29 protein-coding genes are annotated in these 15,721 nt (G+C 39.0%); all 29 read left to right on the top strand.

Going from position 1 to position 15,721, the window contains the following annotated elements:
* The first annotated feature begins 51 nt into the window (after window positions 1–51).
* Window positions 52–894, top strand: coding sequence for a 50S ribosomal protein L2 (gene rplB, locus H8S01_RS01220; RefSeq protein ID WP_021865996.1), 843 nt, complete (start codon window positions 52–54; stop codon window positions 892–894).
* A 51-nt stretch (window positions 895–945) separates the two neighbouring features.
* Entirely contained in the window at window positions 946–1,221 is a 276-nt protein-coding gene (rpsS, locus tag H8S01_RS01215; protein ID WP_021865995.1) for a 30S ribosomal protein S19, read from the top strand.
* A 32-nt stretch (window positions 1,222–1,253) separates the two neighbouring features.
* The gene (rplV, locus tag H8S01_RS01210; protein WP_021865994.1) at window positions 1,254–1,640 is read left to right on the top strand and encodes a 50S ribosomal protein L22; all 387 of its coding nucleotides are present in this window, start codon (window positions 1,254–1,256) and stop codon (window positions 1,638–1,640) included.
* A gap of 78 nt (window positions 1,641–1,718) precedes the next feature.
* Window positions 1,719–2,381 carry a 30S ribosomal protein S3 gene (rpsC, locus tag H8S01_RS01205; RefSeq protein WP_021865993.1) on the top strand — a complete coding sequence of 221 codons (663 nt, stop codon included), beginning with the start codon at window positions 1,719–1,721 and terminating at the stop codon, window positions 2,379–2,381.
* Window positions 2,381–2,818: a 50S ribosomal protein L16 gene (rplP, locus tag H8S01_RS01200; RefSeq protein ID WP_021865992.1), complete on the top strand. Its 438-nt coding sequence runs from the start codon at window positions 2,381–2,383 to the stop codon at window positions 2,816–2,818. Before rpsC ends, rplP begins: the two co-directional genes overlap by 1 nt.
* On the top strand, window positions 2,808–3,008 hold the full coding sequence (rpmC, locus tag H8S01_RS01195) for a 50S ribosomal protein L29 (RefSeq protein WP_021865991.1): 201 nt from the start codon (window positions 2,808–2,810) through the stop codon (window positions 3,006–3,008). Before rplP ends, rpmC begins: the two co-directional genes overlap by 11 nt.
* A 50-nt stretch (window positions 3,009–3,058) precedes the next feature.
* The gene (gene rpsQ, locus H8S01_RS01190) at window positions 3,059–3,316 is read left to right on the top strand and encodes a 30S ribosomal protein S17 (protein ID WP_021865990.1); all 258 of its coding nucleotides are present in this window, start codon (window positions 3,059–3,061) and stop codon (window positions 3,314–3,316) included.
* An 86-nt stretch (window positions 3,317–3,402) separates the two neighbouring features.
* Window positions 3,403–3,771, top strand: coding sequence for a 50S ribosomal protein L14 (rplN, locus tag H8S01_RS01185; RefSeq protein ID WP_186836058.1), 369 nt, complete (start codon window positions 3,403–3,405; stop codon window positions 3,769–3,771).
* A 12-nt stretch (window positions 3,772–3,783) separates the two neighbouring features.
* The gene (rplX, locus tag H8S01_RS01180) at window positions 3,784–4,095 is read left to right on the top strand and encodes a 50S ribosomal protein L24 (RefSeq protein ID WP_021865988.1); all 312 of its coding nucleotides are present in this window, start codon (window positions 3,784–3,786) and stop codon (window positions 4,093–4,095) included.
* Between the two features lie 22 nt (window positions 4,096–4,117).
* Complete coding sequence (rplE, locus tag H8S01_RS01175; RefSeq protein WP_021865987.1) at window positions 4,118–4,657, top strand: 50S ribosomal protein L5; 540 nt, start codon at window positions 4,118–4,120, stop codon at window positions 4,655–4,657.
* 18 nt (window positions 4,658–4,675) lie between these two features.
* Window positions 4,676–4,861 (top strand): type Z 30S ribosomal protein S14, encoded by a 186-nt coding sequence (locus H8S01_RS01170; protein ID WP_021865986.1) that lies wholly within the window; start codon window positions 4,676–4,678, stop codon window positions 4,859–4,861.
* A 133-nt stretch (window positions 4,862–4,994) separates the two neighbouring features.
* The gene (rpsH, locus tag H8S01_RS01165) at window positions 4,995–5,390 is read left to right on the top strand and encodes a 30S ribosomal protein S8 (protein WP_021865985.1); all 396 of its coding nucleotides are present in this window, start codon (window positions 4,995–4,997) and stop codon (window positions 5,388–5,390) included.
* An 82-nt stretch (window positions 5,391–5,472) separates the two neighbouring features.
* The gene (gene rplF, locus H8S01_RS01160; RefSeq protein ID WP_186835875.1) at window positions 5,473–6,015 is read left to right on the top strand and encodes a 50S ribosomal protein L6; all 543 of its coding nucleotides are present in this window, start codon (window positions 5,473–5,475) and stop codon (window positions 6,013–6,015) included.
* 17 nt (window positions 6,016–6,032) lie between these two features.
* On the top strand, window positions 6,033–6,401 hold the full coding sequence (gene rplR / locus H8S01_RS01155; RefSeq protein WP_186835874.1) for a 50S ribosomal protein L18: 369 nt from the start codon (window positions 6,033–6,035) through the stop codon (window positions 6,399–6,401).
* 18 nt (window positions 6,402–6,419) lie between these two features.
* The gene (rpsE, locus tag H8S01_RS01150) at window positions 6,420–6,929 is read left to right on the top strand and encodes a 30S ribosomal protein S5 (RefSeq protein WP_021865388.1); all 510 of its coding nucleotides are present in this window, start codon (window positions 6,420–6,422) and stop codon (window positions 6,927–6,929) included.
* Between the two features lie 112 nt (window positions 6,930–7,041).
* Window positions 7,042–7,227, top strand: a complete 186-nt coding sequence (gene rpmD / locus H8S01_RS01145) for a 50S ribosomal protein L30 (RefSeq protein ID WP_021865387.1) — start codon at window positions 7,042–7,044, stop codon at window positions 7,225–7,227.
* Window positions 7,228–7,254: 27 nt separating this feature from the next.
* Complete coding sequence (gene rplO, locus H8S01_RS01140) at window positions 7,255–7,695, top strand: 50S ribosomal protein L15 (RefSeq protein WP_186835873.1); 441 nt, start codon at window positions 7,255–7,257, stop codon at window positions 7,693–7,695.
* Entirely contained in the window at window positions 7,695–9,017 is a 1,323-nt protein-coding gene (gene secY / locus H8S01_RS01135) for a preprotein translocase subunit SecY (protein WP_186835872.1), read from the top strand. Before rplO ends, secY begins: the two co-directional genes overlap by 1 nt.
* A gap of 90 nt (window positions 9,018–9,107) precedes the next feature.
* Window positions 9,108–9,752 (top strand): adenylate kinase, encoded by a 645-nt coding sequence (locus tag H8S01_RS01130; RefSeq protein WP_021865384.1) that lies wholly within the window; start codon window positions 9,108–9,110, stop codon window positions 9,750–9,752.
* Between the two features lie 7 nt (window positions 9,753–9,759).
* Window positions 9,760–10,518, top strand: a complete 759-nt coding sequence (gene map / locus H8S01_RS01125; RefSeq protein WP_021865383.1) for a type I methionyl aminopeptidase — start codon at window positions 9,760–9,762, stop codon at window positions 10,516–10,518.
* A 12-nt stretch (window positions 10,519–10,530) separates the two neighbouring features.
* Entirely contained in the window at window positions 10,531–10,830 is a 300-nt protein-coding gene (locus tag H8S01_RS01120) for a hypothetical protein (RefSeq protein ID WP_243204164.1), read from the top strand.
* On the top strand, window positions 10,812–11,030 hold the full coding sequence (infA, locus tag H8S01_RS01115; RefSeq protein ID WP_007707618.1) for a translation initiation factor IF-1: 219 nt from the start codon (window positions 10,812–10,814) through the stop codon (window positions 11,028–11,030). The genes H8S01_RS01120 and infA overlap by 19 nt, the downstream gene beginning before the upstream one ends.
* Window positions 11,031–11,154: 124 nt before the next feature.
* Window positions 11,155–11,268 carry a 50S ribosomal protein L36 gene (gene rpmJ / locus H8S01_RS01110; RefSeq protein ID WP_023353537.1) on the top strand — a complete coding sequence of 38 codons (114 nt, stop codon included), beginning with the start codon at window positions 11,155–11,157 and terminating at the stop codon, window positions 11,266–11,268.
* Between the two features lie 327 nt (window positions 11,269–11,595).
* Complete coding sequence (gene rpsM / locus H8S01_RS01105; protein WP_021865381.1) at window positions 11,596–11,970, top strand: 30S ribosomal protein S13; 375 nt, start codon at window positions 11,596–11,598, stop codon at window positions 11,968–11,970.
* A 36-nt stretch (window positions 11,971–12,006) separates the two neighbouring features.
* Window positions 12,007–12,402 carry a 30S ribosomal protein S11 gene (gene rpsK / locus H8S01_RS01100; RefSeq protein ID WP_021865380.1) on the top strand — a complete coding sequence of 132 codons (396 nt, stop codon included), beginning with the start codon at window positions 12,007–12,009 and terminating at the stop codon, window positions 12,400–12,402.
* A 19-nt stretch (window positions 12,403–12,421) separates the two neighbouring features.
* The gene (gene rpsD, locus H8S01_RS01095) at window positions 12,422–13,015 is read left to right on the top strand and encodes a 30S ribosomal protein S4 (RefSeq protein ID WP_021865379.1); all 594 of its coding nucleotides are present in this window, start codon (window positions 12,422–12,424) and stop codon (window positions 13,013–13,015) included.
* 44 nt (window positions 13,016–13,059) lie between these two features.
* Entirely contained in the window at window positions 13,060–14,031 is a 972-nt protein-coding gene (locus tag H8S01_RS01090) for a DNA-directed RNA polymerase subunit alpha (protein ID WP_021865378.1), read from the top strand.
* 110 nt (window positions 14,032–14,141) lie between these two features.
* Window positions 14,142–14,678, top strand: a complete 537-nt coding sequence (locus H8S01_RS01085; protein ID WP_186835871.1) for a bL17 family ribosomal protein — start codon at window positions 14,142–14,144, stop codon at window positions 14,676–14,678.
* Between the two features lie 175 nt (window positions 14,679–14,853).
* Window positions 14,854–15,720, top strand: a complete 867-nt coding sequence (locus H8S01_RS01080; protein ID WP_021865377.1) for an energy-coupling factor transporter ATPase — start codon at window positions 14,854–14,856, stop codon at window positions 15,718–15,720.
* Window position 15,721: the final 1 nt, after the last annotated feature.

Genomic DNA, 15,721 nt, shown 5'->3' with positions numbered 1-15,721 from the left:
TACGCAACAGTGTAGAAAACAATATTACACAACTCGAAAGGAGAGAATATAATGGGAATTAAAACATATAACCCATATACACCTTCCAGAAGAAATATGACTGGTTCTGATTTCTCAGAAATCACAAAGAAGACACCAGAGAAATCATTACTCGCTTCTAAGAAGAAGACAGCCGGACGTAACAATCAGGGTAAAATCACTGTAAGACATCACGGCGGCGGAAACAGACAGAAGTATAGATTAATCGACTTCAAGAGAAATAAGGAAGGAATTCCTGCAAAGGTTATTGGTATCGAATACGATCCAAACAGAACAGCAAATATCGCTTTAATCTGCTACGCAGATGGCGAAAAATCATATATTCTTGCACCACAGGGTCTTACAGATGGTATGACAGTTCAGAATGGTGCAGGTGCAGAGGTTAGAATTGGTAACTGCTTACCACTTTCAGAAATCCCTGTTGGTACTCAGGTACACAATATTGAGTTATATCCTGGCAAGGGCGGACAGCTCGTTCGTTCAGCTGGTAATTCAGCTCAGTTAATGGCTAAGGAAGGCAAGTATGCAACACTTCGTTTACCTTCTGGTGAGATGAGAATGGTTCCTATCGTTTGCCGTGCAACAATCGGTGTAGTAGGAAACGGTGATCACAGCCTGATTAATCTTGGTAAGGCCGGTCGTAAGAGACATATGGGCATCAGACCTACAGTTCGTGGTTCTGTTATGAACCCTAATGACCATCCACACGGTGGTGGTGAAGGTAGAGCACCTGTTGGTCGTCCATCACCTATGACACCTTGGGGCAAGCCAGCTATGGGTCTTAAGACTCGTAAGAAGAAAAAGCAGTCTAATAAGCTGATTATCAGAAGAAGAGACGGCAAGGCTATTAAGTAATTAATAAAACTGTAAACAATCAAGATTAAGATTATAAGGAGGTTTGAACCTATGGCTCGATCACTTAAAAAAGGACCATTCGCAGACGAGAGCTTGCTCAAGAAGATTGATGCATTAAACGCATCAGGTGACAAGCAGGTTGTTAAAACATGGTCACGTCGTTCAACTATTTTCCCACAGTTCGTTGGACATACAATCGCAGTTCATGACGGAAGAAAGCATGTTCCTGTATATGTAACAGAGGACATGGTTGGCCATAAGCTCGGTGAGTTCGTAGCAACAAGAACTTACAGAGGACATGGTAAGGACGAGAAGAAGAGTAGATAAATATCCATTAATTGAAAGGAGGCTGTAATACCATGGCAAAAGGACATAGATCCCAGATAAAGAGAGAAAGAAATGCAGTTAAGGATACAAGACCTAGTGCAAAATTATCATATGCCAGAGTTTCAGTACAGAAAGCATGTTTCGTATTGGATGCTATAAGAGGTAAGAGTGTTGAAGAAGCACTTGCAATCGTAATGTACAATCCAAGATATGCTTCATCACTTATAGAGAAGTTAATTAAGTCAGCAGCAGCAAATGCTGAAAACAACAATGGTATGGACCCAAGCAAACTTTATATCGAAGAGTGCTATGCAAACAAGGGACCAACAATGAAGAGAATTAAGCCAAGAGCACAGGGTAGAGCTTACAGAATCGAAAAGAGAATGAGCCATATCACTGTAATACTCAATGAAAGATAATTCCGGATGCGCTGATTGCGCATTGCCGGAACGGCTTTTGGAAATGGACGTTTCCTGAAGAACAGAAAGGAGATTTAAATGGGACAGAAAGTTAATCCTCATGGTTTGAGAGTTGGCGTTATCAAAGACTGGGATGCTAAATGGTATGCAGAAGATAACTTCGCTGACAACCTTGTAGAAGATTATAACATTAGAAAATTCCTTAAGAAGAAACTTTATGCTGCAGGAATTTCTAGAATTGAGACAGAAAGAGCTTCAGACAGATTAAAGATTATTATTCACACAGCTAAGCCGGGCGTAGTTATCGGTAAAGGCGGTGCTGAAATCGAAAGCTTAAAGAAGCAGGTTGAAAAACTCACTTCAGCTAAGAAGTTAAGCATTGATATTAAGGAAGTAAAGAGACCGGACAAGGATGCTCAGCTTGTTGCAGAAAACATTGCTCAGCAGCTTGAAAACCGTATCTCATTCAGAAGAGCTATGAAGTCATGCATGGGCAGAACAATGAAGCAGGGTGCTAAGGGTATCAAGACATCTTGTTCAGGTCGTCTCGGCGGTGCTGATATGGCTCGTACAGAATTCTACAGCGAAGGTACAATTCCGCTTCAGACACTTCGTGCTGATATCGATTATGGTTTTGCAGAAGCAAATACAACATACGGTAAAGTCGGCGTTAAGGTTTGGATTTATGAAGGAGAGGTTCTTCCTGCAAAAAAGGCTAATAAGGAAGGGAGCGAACAATAATGTTACTACCTAAGAGAGTAAAATATCGTAGACAGTTCCGTGGTTCTATGGCTGGTAAGGCTACAAGAGGCAACAAGATCACTAATGGTGAATATGGTATCGTTGCAACAGAACCATGTTGGATTAAATCAAATCAGATAGAGGCTGCCCGTATTGCGATGACACGTTACATCAAGCGTGGCGGTAAAGTATTTATTAAGATTTTCCCAGATAAGCCGGTAACTGGTAAGCCTATCGGTGTTCGTATGGGTAAAGGTAAAGGTAACTTGGAGTGCTGGGTAGCAGTAGTTAAACCTGGACGTGTTATGTTTGAAATCTCAGGCGTTCCTGAAGAGACAGCCAGAGAGGCGTTGCGTCTTGCAACACACAAGCTTCCTTGCAAGTGTAAGGTTGTTTCACGTGCAGACTTAGAAGGCGGTGATAACAGTGAAAATTAATAAATATGTAGAAGATTTAAAGGCAAAATCAGCTGCAGAATTAAGTGATGAATTAGTAGCTGCTAAAAAGGAACTTTTCAACTTAAGATTCCAGAACGCAACAAATCAGTTGGATAATACTAGCAGAATCAAAGAAGTTAGAAAGAACATTGCTAGAATTCAGACTGTAATTGCACAGAAGAATGCTTAATTAATTGTTGAATAAATAATTTTTGGATTCCTAAGAAAGGAGAACGAACTGTGGAAGAGAGAAATCTTAGAAAAACTCGTACAGGCAGAGTCGTAAGCAATAAAATGGATAAGACAATCGTTGTTGCTGTTGAGGATAACGTAAAGCATCCACTCTACAATAAGATTGTCAAGAGAACATACAAGTTAAAGGCACACGATGAGAACAACGAATGTTTAATCGGTGATACTGTTAAAGTAATGGAAACAAGACCACTCTCAAAGGATAAGAGATGGAGACTTGTTGAGATTATCAGCAGAGCTAAATAATATTGTTAAAGAATTCAAAATGTCGATACGCCAGGCACGGTTGAAACTGGCGGCAAGACATGAATATTACTGAAAGGGGTAGTATTATGGTACAACAGGAAACCAGACTGAAGGTTGCTGATAACACAGGTGCTAAGGAAATCCTCTGCATCAGAGTTATGGGTGGCTCTACAAGAAGATATGCAAATATCGGTGATGTAATCGTAGCTTCTGTTAAAGAGGCAACACCAGGCGGCGTTGTTAAGAAGGGCGATGTAGTTAAGGCCGTAGTTGTTCGTACTGTTAAAGGTACACGCCGTAAAGACGGATCATATATCAAATTTGATGAAAATGCTGCTGTTATTATTAAGGACGATCAGACTCCAAAGGGAACTCGTATTTTCGGACCAGTAGCAAGAGAGTTAAGAGATAAGAAGTTCATGAAAATCGTATCTTTAGCTCCAGAAGTATTATAAGGAGGTGCCACAATGTCAGCTGTAAGAATTAAAAAAGGTGATACAGTTAAAGTTATCGCAGGAAAAGACAAAGGCAAAGAAGGCAAGGTATTGTCTGTAAATGCTAAAAACAATACAGCATTAGTTGAGGGCGTAAACATGGTTACAAAGCATGCTAAGCCAAGTGCAGCTAATCAGCAGGGTGGAATTCTCCACCAGGAAGCACCAATCGCTATTTCAAACATCATGTATGTTGTGAAAGGTAAGACAACAAAGATTGGTTACGAATTCAAAGATGGCAAGAAAGTTCGTGTTGCTAAGGCAACTGGCGAAGTAATTGACTAATACAGGAAGGAGGCAATAAAAATTGAGTAGACTTAGAGATTTATACGAAAATGAAATCACTAAAAAGATGACAGAGAAATTCGGTTACAAGAACCCAATGATGGTTCCAAAGATCGATAAGATAGTAATAAACATGGGCGTTGGCGAAGCTAAGGAAAATTCAAAGCTTCTTGATGCTGCAGTTAAGGAACTTGAGACAATTTCAGGTCAGAAAGTAGTTCTTACAAGAGCAAAGAATTCTATTGCTAACTTCAAGTTAAGAGAAGGTCAGGCTATCGGATGTAAAGTTACACTCCGTGGTGAAAAGATGTACGAATTCCTTGACAGACTTGTAAACCTTGCATTACCTCGTGTACGTGACTTCCGTGGCGTAAGTGCTGAGTCATTTGATGGCAGAGGAAACTATGCATTAGGTATTAAAGAGCAGATCATCTTCCCTGAAATTGAGTATGATAAGATTGATAAAGTAAGAGGTATGGATGTTATCATTACAACAACAGCTAAGACTGATGAGGAAGCTCGTGAATTGTTGAGAATGTTCAACATGCCATTTAAGAACTAATTTAAGGAGGAAAATTCAATGGCTAAAACTTCTATGAAGATTAAGCAGCAGAGAGCTCCTAAGTTCTCTACTAGAGCGTATACTCGTTGTACAATTTGTGGTCGTCCACATTCTGTTTTAAGAAAATACGGAATCTGCAGAATTTGCTTCCGCGAGTTAGCTTACAAGGGTCAGATCCCAGGCGTTAAGAAAGCTTCTTGGTAAGATTTTACCAGGAAGGCCGCCATTGCCTTTAAGGCTGGCGGCTGGATACGCATGACACATTTGTGTCAGTTGCATTAACAAAAGTCCTGCATGTGCGGGAAACCGGTTAATTAATTAAGGAGGAACATTTAAAATGACAGATCCAATTGCAGATATGCTTACAAGAATCCGTAATGCGAATACAGCAAAGCATGATACAGTTGATGTACCATCTTCAAAGATGAAGCTTGCTATCGCAAAAATCCTTTTAGATGAAGGATATATCAAAGCATACGAACTTGTTGATAACGGTAACTTCAAAGATATCCATATCACATTAAAGTATGGTAAAGATAAGAATGAAAAAATCATCTCTGGTCTTCAGAGAATTTCTAAGCCAGGTCTTAGAGTATATGCAAACAAGGAAGAACTTCCTAAGGTATTAGGTGGTCTTGGTGTTGCTATTATCTCAACAAACCAGGGTGTTATCACAGATAAGGAAGCTAGAAAGCTCGGCGTAGGCGGAGAAGTTCTTGCATTTATCTGGTAGTATAAGACAGCAATAGCTGTATATAAACAACTCATTAAGCGGGCATTAAAAGATGCTCTACTATAATTAGGAGGTGCACGGCATGTCACGTATAGGAAAAATGCCTATCGCTGTACCAGCAGGAGTAACTGTTGATATCGCAGAAAATAATAAAGTGACTGTAAAGGGTCCTAAGGGAACACTCGAGAGAGTATTACCTGCAGAAATGGACATCAAAATGGAAGGTAATGAAGTCATCGTTTCAAGACCAAACGATTTAAAGAAGATGAAATCATTACACGGTTTAACAAGAACACTCATCCACAACATGGTTGTTGGTGTTACAGACGGATATGAAAAGAAACTTGAGGTAAACGGTGTTGGTTACAGAGCACAGAAGCAGGGTAAAAAGCTTGTTTTATCACTCGGTTATTCTCATCCGGTAGAAATGGAAGACCCAGATGGTATCGAGACTGTATTAGATGGTCAGAATGTTATCATCGTTAAGGGTATCAGCAAAGAAAAAGTTGGCCAGTACGCAGCTGAAATCAGAGCTAAGAGAGCTCCTGAACCATATAAGGGCAAGGGTATCAAGTATTCTGATGAGGTTATTAGACGTAAGGTCGGTAAGACTGGTAAGAAATAATTAAAGGAGTGAATGTTATGGTTAGTAAGAAGTCAAGAACAGTAGTTCGTGAAAATAAACATAGAAGATTACGTAATCGTTTCAGCGGTACAGCAGAGAGACCTCGTTTAGCTGTGTTTAGAAGCAATAATCATATGTACGCTCAGATTATTGACGATACAGTTGGTAAGACACTTGTTTCAGCTTCAACACTTGATAAGGATGTAAAGGCTGAATGTGAAAAGACTAATAACGTTGAGGCTGCTGCAGTAGTAGGTAAGGTAGTTGCTAAGAAGGCATTAGAAAAAGGTATTACAACTGTTGTCTATGATAGAGGCGGTTTTATATATGAAGGAAAAGTAAAAGCATTGGCAGAGGCAGCAAGAGAAGCTGGCCTTGAATTCTAAGCGGAAGGGAGAAACAGTATGAAACGTACAATCATTGACGCTAGTCAGTTAGAGTTAAATGATAATGTTGTTGCAATTAAGCGAGTAACTAAGGTAGTAAAGGGCGGACGTAACATGAGATTCGCAGCTTTAGTTATCGTTGGTGATGGCAACGGACATGTAGGTGCAGGTGTTGGTAAAGCAGCTGAAGTTCCTGAAGCAATCCGCAAGGGAAAAGAAGATGCTATGAAACATTTAGTAGAAGTTCCGATTGATGAGAATGGTTCAGTTCCACATGATTATATCGGTAAGTTCGGAGGAGCTACAGTTCTCCTCAAGAGAGCTCCAGAAGGTACTGGTATCATCGCTGGTGGTCCTGCTCGTTCAGTACTCGAGCTTGCAGGTATCAAGAACATTCGTACAAAGTCACTTGGTTCAAACAATAAGCAGAATGTTGTACTTGCAACAATCGCAGGTCTTCAGTCAATGAAGACACCAGAGGAAATCGCAAGACTTCGTGGTAAGTCAGTAAGCGAAATCCTTGGCTAATCAAGAACACACGAGAATTTGATGTAAAGGGTAAGAGGGCAGTGTACTGCTGTCTCTCCTGCCCAAAACATTGTTATAGTGTCCGCTGATAAGCGGCAAGATGGAGGTTAAAATGGCTGATAAGAAGTTAAAAATAACTTTAGTAAAGTCTCCAATCGGTGCTGTTCCTAAGCATAGAAGAACTGTTGAGGCTATGGGTCTTACAAAGATGCATAAGACTGTAGAACTCCCAGATAATGCAGCAACAAGAGGACAGATACAGCAGATTGGTTACATGTTAAAGGTAGAAGAAATCTAATTTTATTTAGATGAAGGAGGTGCAATAATGGATTTATCTAATTTAAGCCCAGCTGAGGGTTCAGTAAAAAGCGATAATTTCAGAAGAGGCCGTGGTCATGGTTCTGGTAACGGTAAAACAGCCGGTAAGGGACATAAGGGTCAGAAGGCACGTTCAGGTGCTCCAAGACCAGGTTTTGAAGGTGGCCAGATGCCATTATACAGACGTATTCCTAAGAGAGGTTTCACAAACAGAAACCGTTTAGAAATCGTTGCAATTAATGTTAGTGCATTAGAAAGATTTGATGCCGGTTCAGAAGTTTCAATTGAAACACTTATTGAATCAGGAATTGTTAAAAATCCTAAAGACGGCGTTAAGATTCTTGGAAATGGAGAACTCACAAAGAAGCTTACAGTAAAGGCTAATGCTTTCAGTGCTTCAGCTAAGGAAAAAATCGAAGCTGTTGGTGGAACTTGTGAGGTGATCTAATGATAAAAACACTTACGAGCGCATTTAAAAATAAGGATATACGCAAAAAATTGCTTTATACACTTATGATGCTTGTTGTAATTAGAATAGGAAGTCTTCTTCCTATCCCTGGTGTTGATACAGAGTATTTTAGTACGCTTCTGAGTGGTTTTAACAGCGGCGACTTGAGTTATCTGAGTGCATTTACAGGAGGTTCATTTGAAAAAATGTCCCTCTTCGCACTCAGCATAACACCTTACATTACTTCTTCTATCATCATGCAGCTCCTTACAATTGCAATTCCTAAATTAGAGGAAATGCAGAAAGAGGGCGAAGATGGCAGAAAGAAGATTGCTTCTATTACGAGATATGTTACAATTGCTTTAGCTTTAATCGAGAGTATTGCAATGGCAGTAGGATTTGGCCGTCAGGGTCTTATTAAAGACTACAAAGACATGAGTACAATACATTATGTTACATGTATCATTGTAGTAGTAGCAGCACTTACAGCTGGTTCAGCTGTGCTTATGTGGATTGGAGAGCGTATCACAGAAAAAGGTGTAGGTAATGGTATTTCAATAGTATTGTTAATTAATATTATTTCAGGTATGCCAAGTGATTTTGTGACACTTTACAGCACATTTGTTGCTAATAAGAGTATTGCAAGGGGCGTTACAGTTGCAGTAATCATTGCTGCTATAGTAATCGCAGTAGTCGTTCTTGTTGTAATATTACAGGATGGCGAACGCAGAATACCGGTACAGTATTCACAGAAAGTTGCAGGAAGAAAGACAATTGGTGGTCAGGCTACAAATATTCCTTTAAAGGTAAATACAGCTGGTGTTATGCCAATTATCTTTGCTTCATCAATTATGCAGTTCCCTGTAATCATCGTTCAGTTGTTTACAAGTAACTCATATGAGTGGACAAAGTATTTAAGCCAGTCATATTGGTGCAGAGTACAGATGCCTAAGTATTCTATAGGCCTTTTACTTTACATCATACTGGTAGTAGTATTTGCTTATTTCTATACATCGATTACATTTAATCCTGTACAGATTGCAGATAACTTAAAGAAAGCTGGTGGAGTTGTTCCTGGTATTACACCTGGCCGTTCTACAAGCGAGTATTTAAATAAAATATTAAATTATATCGTATTTATTGGCGCTGTTGGTCTTATGATTGTAGCGTTAATCCCGATTATGTGCACAGGCTTTTTCAATGCAAGTGTATCATTTGGTGGAACATCTATCATCATTATTGTTGGTGTTGTTCTTGAAACAATGAAACAGATTGAGTCAATGATGGTAAATCGTAACTACAGAGGATTTTTAAGCGAGTAAAGATATAGACATGAGGGACTTGCCTGGGATATTTTCCGGGCGAGTCGTTTGTGTATATTGCGTTTAAATTCTACAGGAATGGAGAGACTTATGAAGATTATAATGTTAGGAGCACCTGGTGCCGGTAAAGGTACACAGGCCAAAAAGATTGCGGCTGAATACAAAATCCCACATATCTCAACAGGAGATATTTTCAGAGCTAATATTAAAAACAATACAGAGCTTGGTCAGAAGGCTAAAGCTTATATGGATAAGGGAGAGCTTGTTCCGGATGAACTTACACTCGACCTTATAATGGATAGATTTAAACAGCCTGATTGTGAAAACGGATATGTGCTTGATGGTTTCCCAAGGACAATTCCACAGGCAGAGGCACTTGATGCAGCACTTACTGCTAAGGGTGAGGCTGTTGATTTTGCAATCAATGTTGAAGTTCCTGATGAAAATATTATAAACAGAATGTCAGGAAGAAGAGCATGTGTAGGATGTGGTGCAACATACCATATTAAATATAACCCTACAAAGGTAGAAGGAATCTGTGATGTCTGCGGCGAAAAGCTTATTTTAAGAGATGACGACAAGCCGGAAACAGTTAAGAACAGACTCAGTGTATACCATGAACAGACACAGCCATTAATTGACTTCTACGCAAAGAAGAATGTATTGGCTGAAGTTGATGGAACAAAAGACATGGAAGAAGTATTCGAAGATATTGTAAAAATATTGGGAAAGTAGTGAAGTCATGGCAGTTTCGGTAAAATCACACAGAGAAATTGAATTGATGAGAGAGGCAGGCAAAATTCTTGGTACAGTGCTTAATAATCTTACAAAAGAGATTAAGCCCGGAATGTCAACATGGCACATCGACAAGATGGGCGAGGACATGATAAGAAGTTTTGACTGTGTCCCTTCGTTTCTTGGTTATGGCGGCTATCCTGCTTCAATATGTGTTTCGATAAATGATGAGGTAGTTCACGGAATTCCGTCTAAGAAAAGGATTGTAAAGGAAGGCGATATTGTCAGTCTTGATGCCGGTGTGATATATAAAGGTTATCAGTCAGATGCAGCCCGTACGGTTGGAGTCGGACAGATAAGCGATGAAGCGGCACAGCTGATAGAAGTCACAAGACAGAGCTTTTTTGAAGGCATCAAATTTGCAAAAGAAGGCTGTCATTTACACGAAATATCAAATGCTATTGCAGATTACAACGAAAAGCACGGTTATGGAGTAATCCGTGATTTAGTCGGTCACGGCATTGGAACAAAACTTCATGAAGACCCTGAAATTCCAAATTTCCGACAGGAAAGAAGAGGAATAAAGCTTTATGAGGGAATGACACTTGCTATTGAACCTATGGTAGCCATGGGAGACTGGAAAGTGAGATGCCTTGATGATGACTGGACAATGGTTACAACAGACCATTCACTTACAGCACATTATGAAAATACTGTGCTGGTAACAAAAAATGGACCGGAGATTCTTTCACTGGTCAAAGAATAATGGAGGTCTGTTATGGGAAATAAAATGACCGGCTGTTTTGCAAGGTCCCTTGCAGGACATGACAAAACAGAAATTTATATAATAGTAGGTGAAGAGCCGGGGTATGTATATCTTTCAGACGGAAAACTCAAAAAAGTTGAGAATCCAAAGAAGAAGAAATTAAAACATATCCAGCCCGTAAAACGTGCAGATGCACTTATTGCAGAAAAACTCGAGACACAAAAAGAATTGCATAATGAAGATATTAAAAGAGCAATTAAAGAATATATTTCTAATATGAAGGAGGACAATAAATGTCAAAATCAGATGTAATTGAAATTGAAGGAACTGTTGTGGAAAAACTTCCAAATGCTATGTTTCAGGTAGAACTTGAAAATGGTCATCAGGTGCTTGCACATATAAGTGGCAAGTTAAGAATGAACTACATTCGTATCTTACCTGGTGATAAAGTTACAATTGAGCTCTCTCCATATGACCTTAGCAAGGGCAGAATTATCTGGAGAGATAAATAAGAAACATGATAACAGTATTACTGCACAGCAAAAATTTTTGAAAAAATTTTCAAAATTACCTTGCAATTAAAATTTATGTTGTGCTATAATATCAAACGAACTTGTCTGAAAGGAGGCTTTTGCAGTGAAGGTTAGATCATCAGTAAAACCAATTTGTGAAAAGTGCAAAGTCATTAAGAGAAAGGGTGCTATCAGAATTATCTGTGAGAACCCAAAGCACAAACAGAGACAGGGCTAATTTATAGTTTATGGGAGAAGTAGTGATACTTCTCATGTTTGTGTGTTTACAGATAGAATATATTTCAGGTACAATATATTTTATTTGTTACAATAATCTTTCCTGTGATTTTATTTTGAATAAGGAAAGATGTTTAGTTATGCGGCTGCAGTGATGAACCACACGGCTAAGTTGTACGGTTCAATCACTATTTTATATATGCGGGAAGAGTGGCAGCGCACACATTTCAGGCGGCACATTTTGTGACGAGCTGCGTTTTGTTAGTCGGACTGCAACATTTCATTTTAATTATTATTTATACATTGATTAACGGAGGTTAAAGAACACATGGCTCGTATTTCAGGTGTAGACTTACCAAGAGAAAAAAGAATTGAAATCGGTCTTACTTATGTCTATGGTATAGGCAGAGTTAGAGCATCTAAGATTCTTGCAGAGGCAGAGGTTAATCCAGACACACGTGTTAAGGATTTAACTGACGAAGAAGTTGCAAGAATTGCTAAGGTTATTGATGCAGATACAGAAAATCTTGTAGAAGGTGACTTAAGAAGAGAAGTTGCCATGAACATCAAGAGATTAAAGGAAATCGGATGCTACAGAGGAATCCGTCATAGAAAAGGTCTTCCTTGCAGAGGTCAGAAGACAAAGACTAATGCTAGAACATGTAAGGGTCCAAAGAAGACAGTTGCAAATAAGAAGAAGTAATAAGGTAGACTTTTAATATAGGAGGTTAGTTTAGAAATGGCTCAAAAAGTTACAAAAAAAGTGACAAAGAAGCGCGTTAAGAAAAACGTAGAAAGAGGACAGGCTCATATTCAGTCTTCTTTTAACAATACAATCGTTACATTAACAGATGCAGAAGGCAATGCTTTATCATGGGCAAGTGCCGGCGGTCTTGGTTTCAGAGGTTCTAAGAAATCAACTCCTTATGCAGCACAGATGGCAGCTGAGACTGCAACAAAGGCTGCTTTAATTCACGGATTAAAGTCTGTTGACGTTATGGTAAAGGGCCCAGGTTCTGGTAGAGAAGCTGCAATTCGTGCACTTTCTGCTTGCGGACTTGAGGTTACAAGTATCAAGGATGTTACACCAGTTCCACATAATGGTTGTCGTCCACCAAAGCGTAGAAGAGTTTAATTAGGAGGTAGAATTTAAGATGGCAGTTAATAGAACACCAGTGCTTAAGAGATGCAGATCTCTTAATTTAGATCCTATTTATTTAGGTATAGATAAGAAGTCAAACAGAAAGGCAAAGAATGCCGGAAGAAAGATTAGCGAGTATGGTATGCAGCTTCGTGAGAAGCAGAAGGCTAAGTTTATCTACGGTGTATTAGAGAAGCCTTTCCGTAACTATTATAAGAAGGCTGAGAAGCAGAAGGGTATGACTGGTGAAAACCTCATGGTTATGCTTGAGCTCAGACTTGACAATGTAATCTTCAGAATGGGTTTAGCCAGAACTAGAAGAGAAGCAAGACAGATTGTTGATCATAAGCATGTATTAGTAAATGGTAAGTGCATCAATATTCCTTCATACCTTGTTAAGGCTGGAGACGTAATCGAAATCAGAGAAAAGTCTAAGTCATCAGCAAGATATAAAGAAATTCTTGAAGCTACAAATGGAAGACTTGTTCCAGAATGGCTTGAAGCTGACAGCGAAGCTCTTAAGGGTACAGTTAAGGCTATCCCTACAAGAGATATTATCGACGTTCCAGTTGATGAAATGCTTATCGTCGAGTTATATTCTAAGTAATTAAAGAGTAAACTCAAATTAACCCATAAAAGGAGGGGCTATACATGGTTGATGCAGATTTTAATTTCAATATGCCAAAGATTGAGATGACTGAAGAGTCAGAAGATGGAAAATATGGCAAATTTGTAGTAGAACCACTTGAGAGAGGCTATGGTTTAACTCTGGGTAACTCACTCAGAAGAATCATGCTTTCATCATTAGTTGGTACTGCTGTAAGCAGTGTTAAGATTGATGGTGTGCTTCATGAGTTCAGTTCAATTCCTGGCGTTAAAGAAGACGTTACAGAGATTATCTTAAACATCAAGAAGCTTGCTATTAAGAATAACAGCAACTCAGTCGAGCCGATTACTGCTCATATTGACTTCGCTGGAGAAGGCGTGGTTAAAGCATCAGATATCAAGGTTGATCCTGATATTGAAATTGTTAACCCGGACCTTGTTATTGCACATTTAAATGGCGGTGCTGACTGCAAGCTCTCTATGGAGCTTACAATCACAAACGGCAGAGGTTATGTAAGTTCTGAAAAGAATAAGCATGAGGATATGCCAGCCGGTGTTATCGCTGTAGATTCTATTTACACTCCTGTAGAGCGTGTAAATATGGCCGTACAGAACACTCGTGTAGGCCAGGATACAGATTTTGATAAGCTTACTCTTGATATATTTACTAACGGAACAATTACTCCTGATGAGGCTTTAAGCCTTGCAGCTAAAGTTTTAAGTGAACATCTCAAAGTATTTATCAACTTATCAGAAAATGCTGCAAACGCTGAGGTTATGGTTGTTGCACAGGAAGACGAATCAAGCAAGGTACTCTCTATGAGCATTGAAGACCTTGAATTATCAGTTCGTTCATTCAACTGTCTTAAGAGAGCAGGTATCAATACTGTTGAACAGCTTTGCAATAAGACACCTGATGACATGATGAAGGTTCGTAATCTTGGTAAGAAGTCTCTTGATGAGGTACTTCTTAAACTTAAAGAGTTAAATTTAAGCCTTAGTCCAAACGAGGACTAATAAATAAATAGGTGTGTTACATACACACGATAGTAGATTTGTAGATTTAAACACACATACAGTAAGTCCATAAGCGCATGTATGTGCGTTACAAATGGAGGTTAAATTAAATGGCAAAGTATAGAAAGCTTGGTAGAAATTCAAGCCAGAGAAAAGCATTACTCAGAGGACAGGTTACAGCTCTTATTGAGAATGGTAAGATTGTTACAACTGAGGCAAGAGCAAAAGAAGTAAAGAAGCAGGCTGAAAAGCTTATAACACTTGCAATCAAAGAAAAAGATAACTTCGAGACAGTTAAAGTTTCTGCAAAGGTTCCTAAGAAGGATGCCAACGGCAAGAGAGTTAAAGAAGTTGTTGATGGCAAGAAAGTTACTGTATATGAGACAGTAGAAAAGGAAATCAAGAAAGATTTACCTTCAAGACTTCATGCAAGAAAGCAGATGGATAAGGTTCTTTACAAAGTAACAGAAGTTCCTGCTGAAGCAGCTGGAAGAAAGAAGAACACAAAAGTTGTTGATCTTACAAATAAAATGTTTGATGAAATCGCTCCTAAGTATGCTGACCGTAAGGGTGGCTATACAAGAATCGTTAAAATCGGTTTAAGAAAAGGCGATGCAGCAATGGAAGTTCTCCTTGAGTTAGTATAATGAATTGGAAGTCCCCAGTCATAAGGAGAGTTCTTCCTATGAGATAAAATTAGCGGACTTTTAAATGCGTGGATATTGTTTAACTCAATATCCACGTTTTTTTCATAGTTATAAAATATATTATAAGATTATTATGTCAAAGACTGTATTGATATAAATGAAATGGAAATGAATTATGGGAATTGTTAAGACAAAGGATTTAACATTTGAATATATAAGACGAGACGAAGAGGGAAATGTAGAGGGAATTACAACAGCAGTAGATCATGTCAACATCGATTTGCAGGCAGGGCAGTTTATAGCTGTACTTGGACATAATGGTTCAGGCAAATCAACACTTGCAAAGCATTTTAATGCACTTGTATCACCAACGGAAGGTACGGTGTGGGTAGATGGCATGGATACAAAGGAAGATGATAAAATCCTTGATATAAGACAGACTGCCGGAATGGTATTCCAGAATCCCGATAATCAGATTATTTGTACATTAGTAGAGGAAGAAGTGGGCTTTGGCCCTGAAAATATAGGTGTGCCTACAGATGAGATATGGCAGAGAGTAGCTGACAGCCTTCAGGCAGTTGGCATGTACAGTTTCAGAAAAGCTTCACCAAATAAACTTTCAGGAGGGCAGAAGCAGAGAGTTGCAATTGCAGGTATCGTTGCGATGAAACCAAAGTGCATTATACTTGATGAACCGACAGCAATGCTTGACCCATCCGGACGAAAAGAAGTGATATCGGTACTTCATGAACTTAATGAAAAAGAAAACGTGACAATTATTCTTATAACTCATTATATGGAAGAAGTAATAGATGCAGACAGAGTGTTTGTTATGGATGCTGGAAAAATCATGATGGAGGGAACTCCGCGGCAGATATTTTCAAATGTTGAGCATCTAAAGGAATTAAGACTTGATGTGCCGCAGGTAACAGAACTTGCATATGAGTTAAAGAAAGCTGGTGTGCCACTTCCTGACGGGATACTCACAAAGGAAGAATTTACGCTTGCATTAAAACGACTTGTTATGCAGAATGGAGATTAAT

Source organism: Lachnospira hominis (ex Liu et al. 2021), from assembly GCF_014287955.1.
Classification (GTDB): Bacteria; Bacillota; Clostridia; order Lachnospirales; family Lachnospiraceae; genus Lachnospira; species Lachnospira hominis.
The sequence above is the reverse complement of the archived record's forward strand: the minus strand, read 5'-3'. Positions and strand labels throughout refer to the sequence as shown.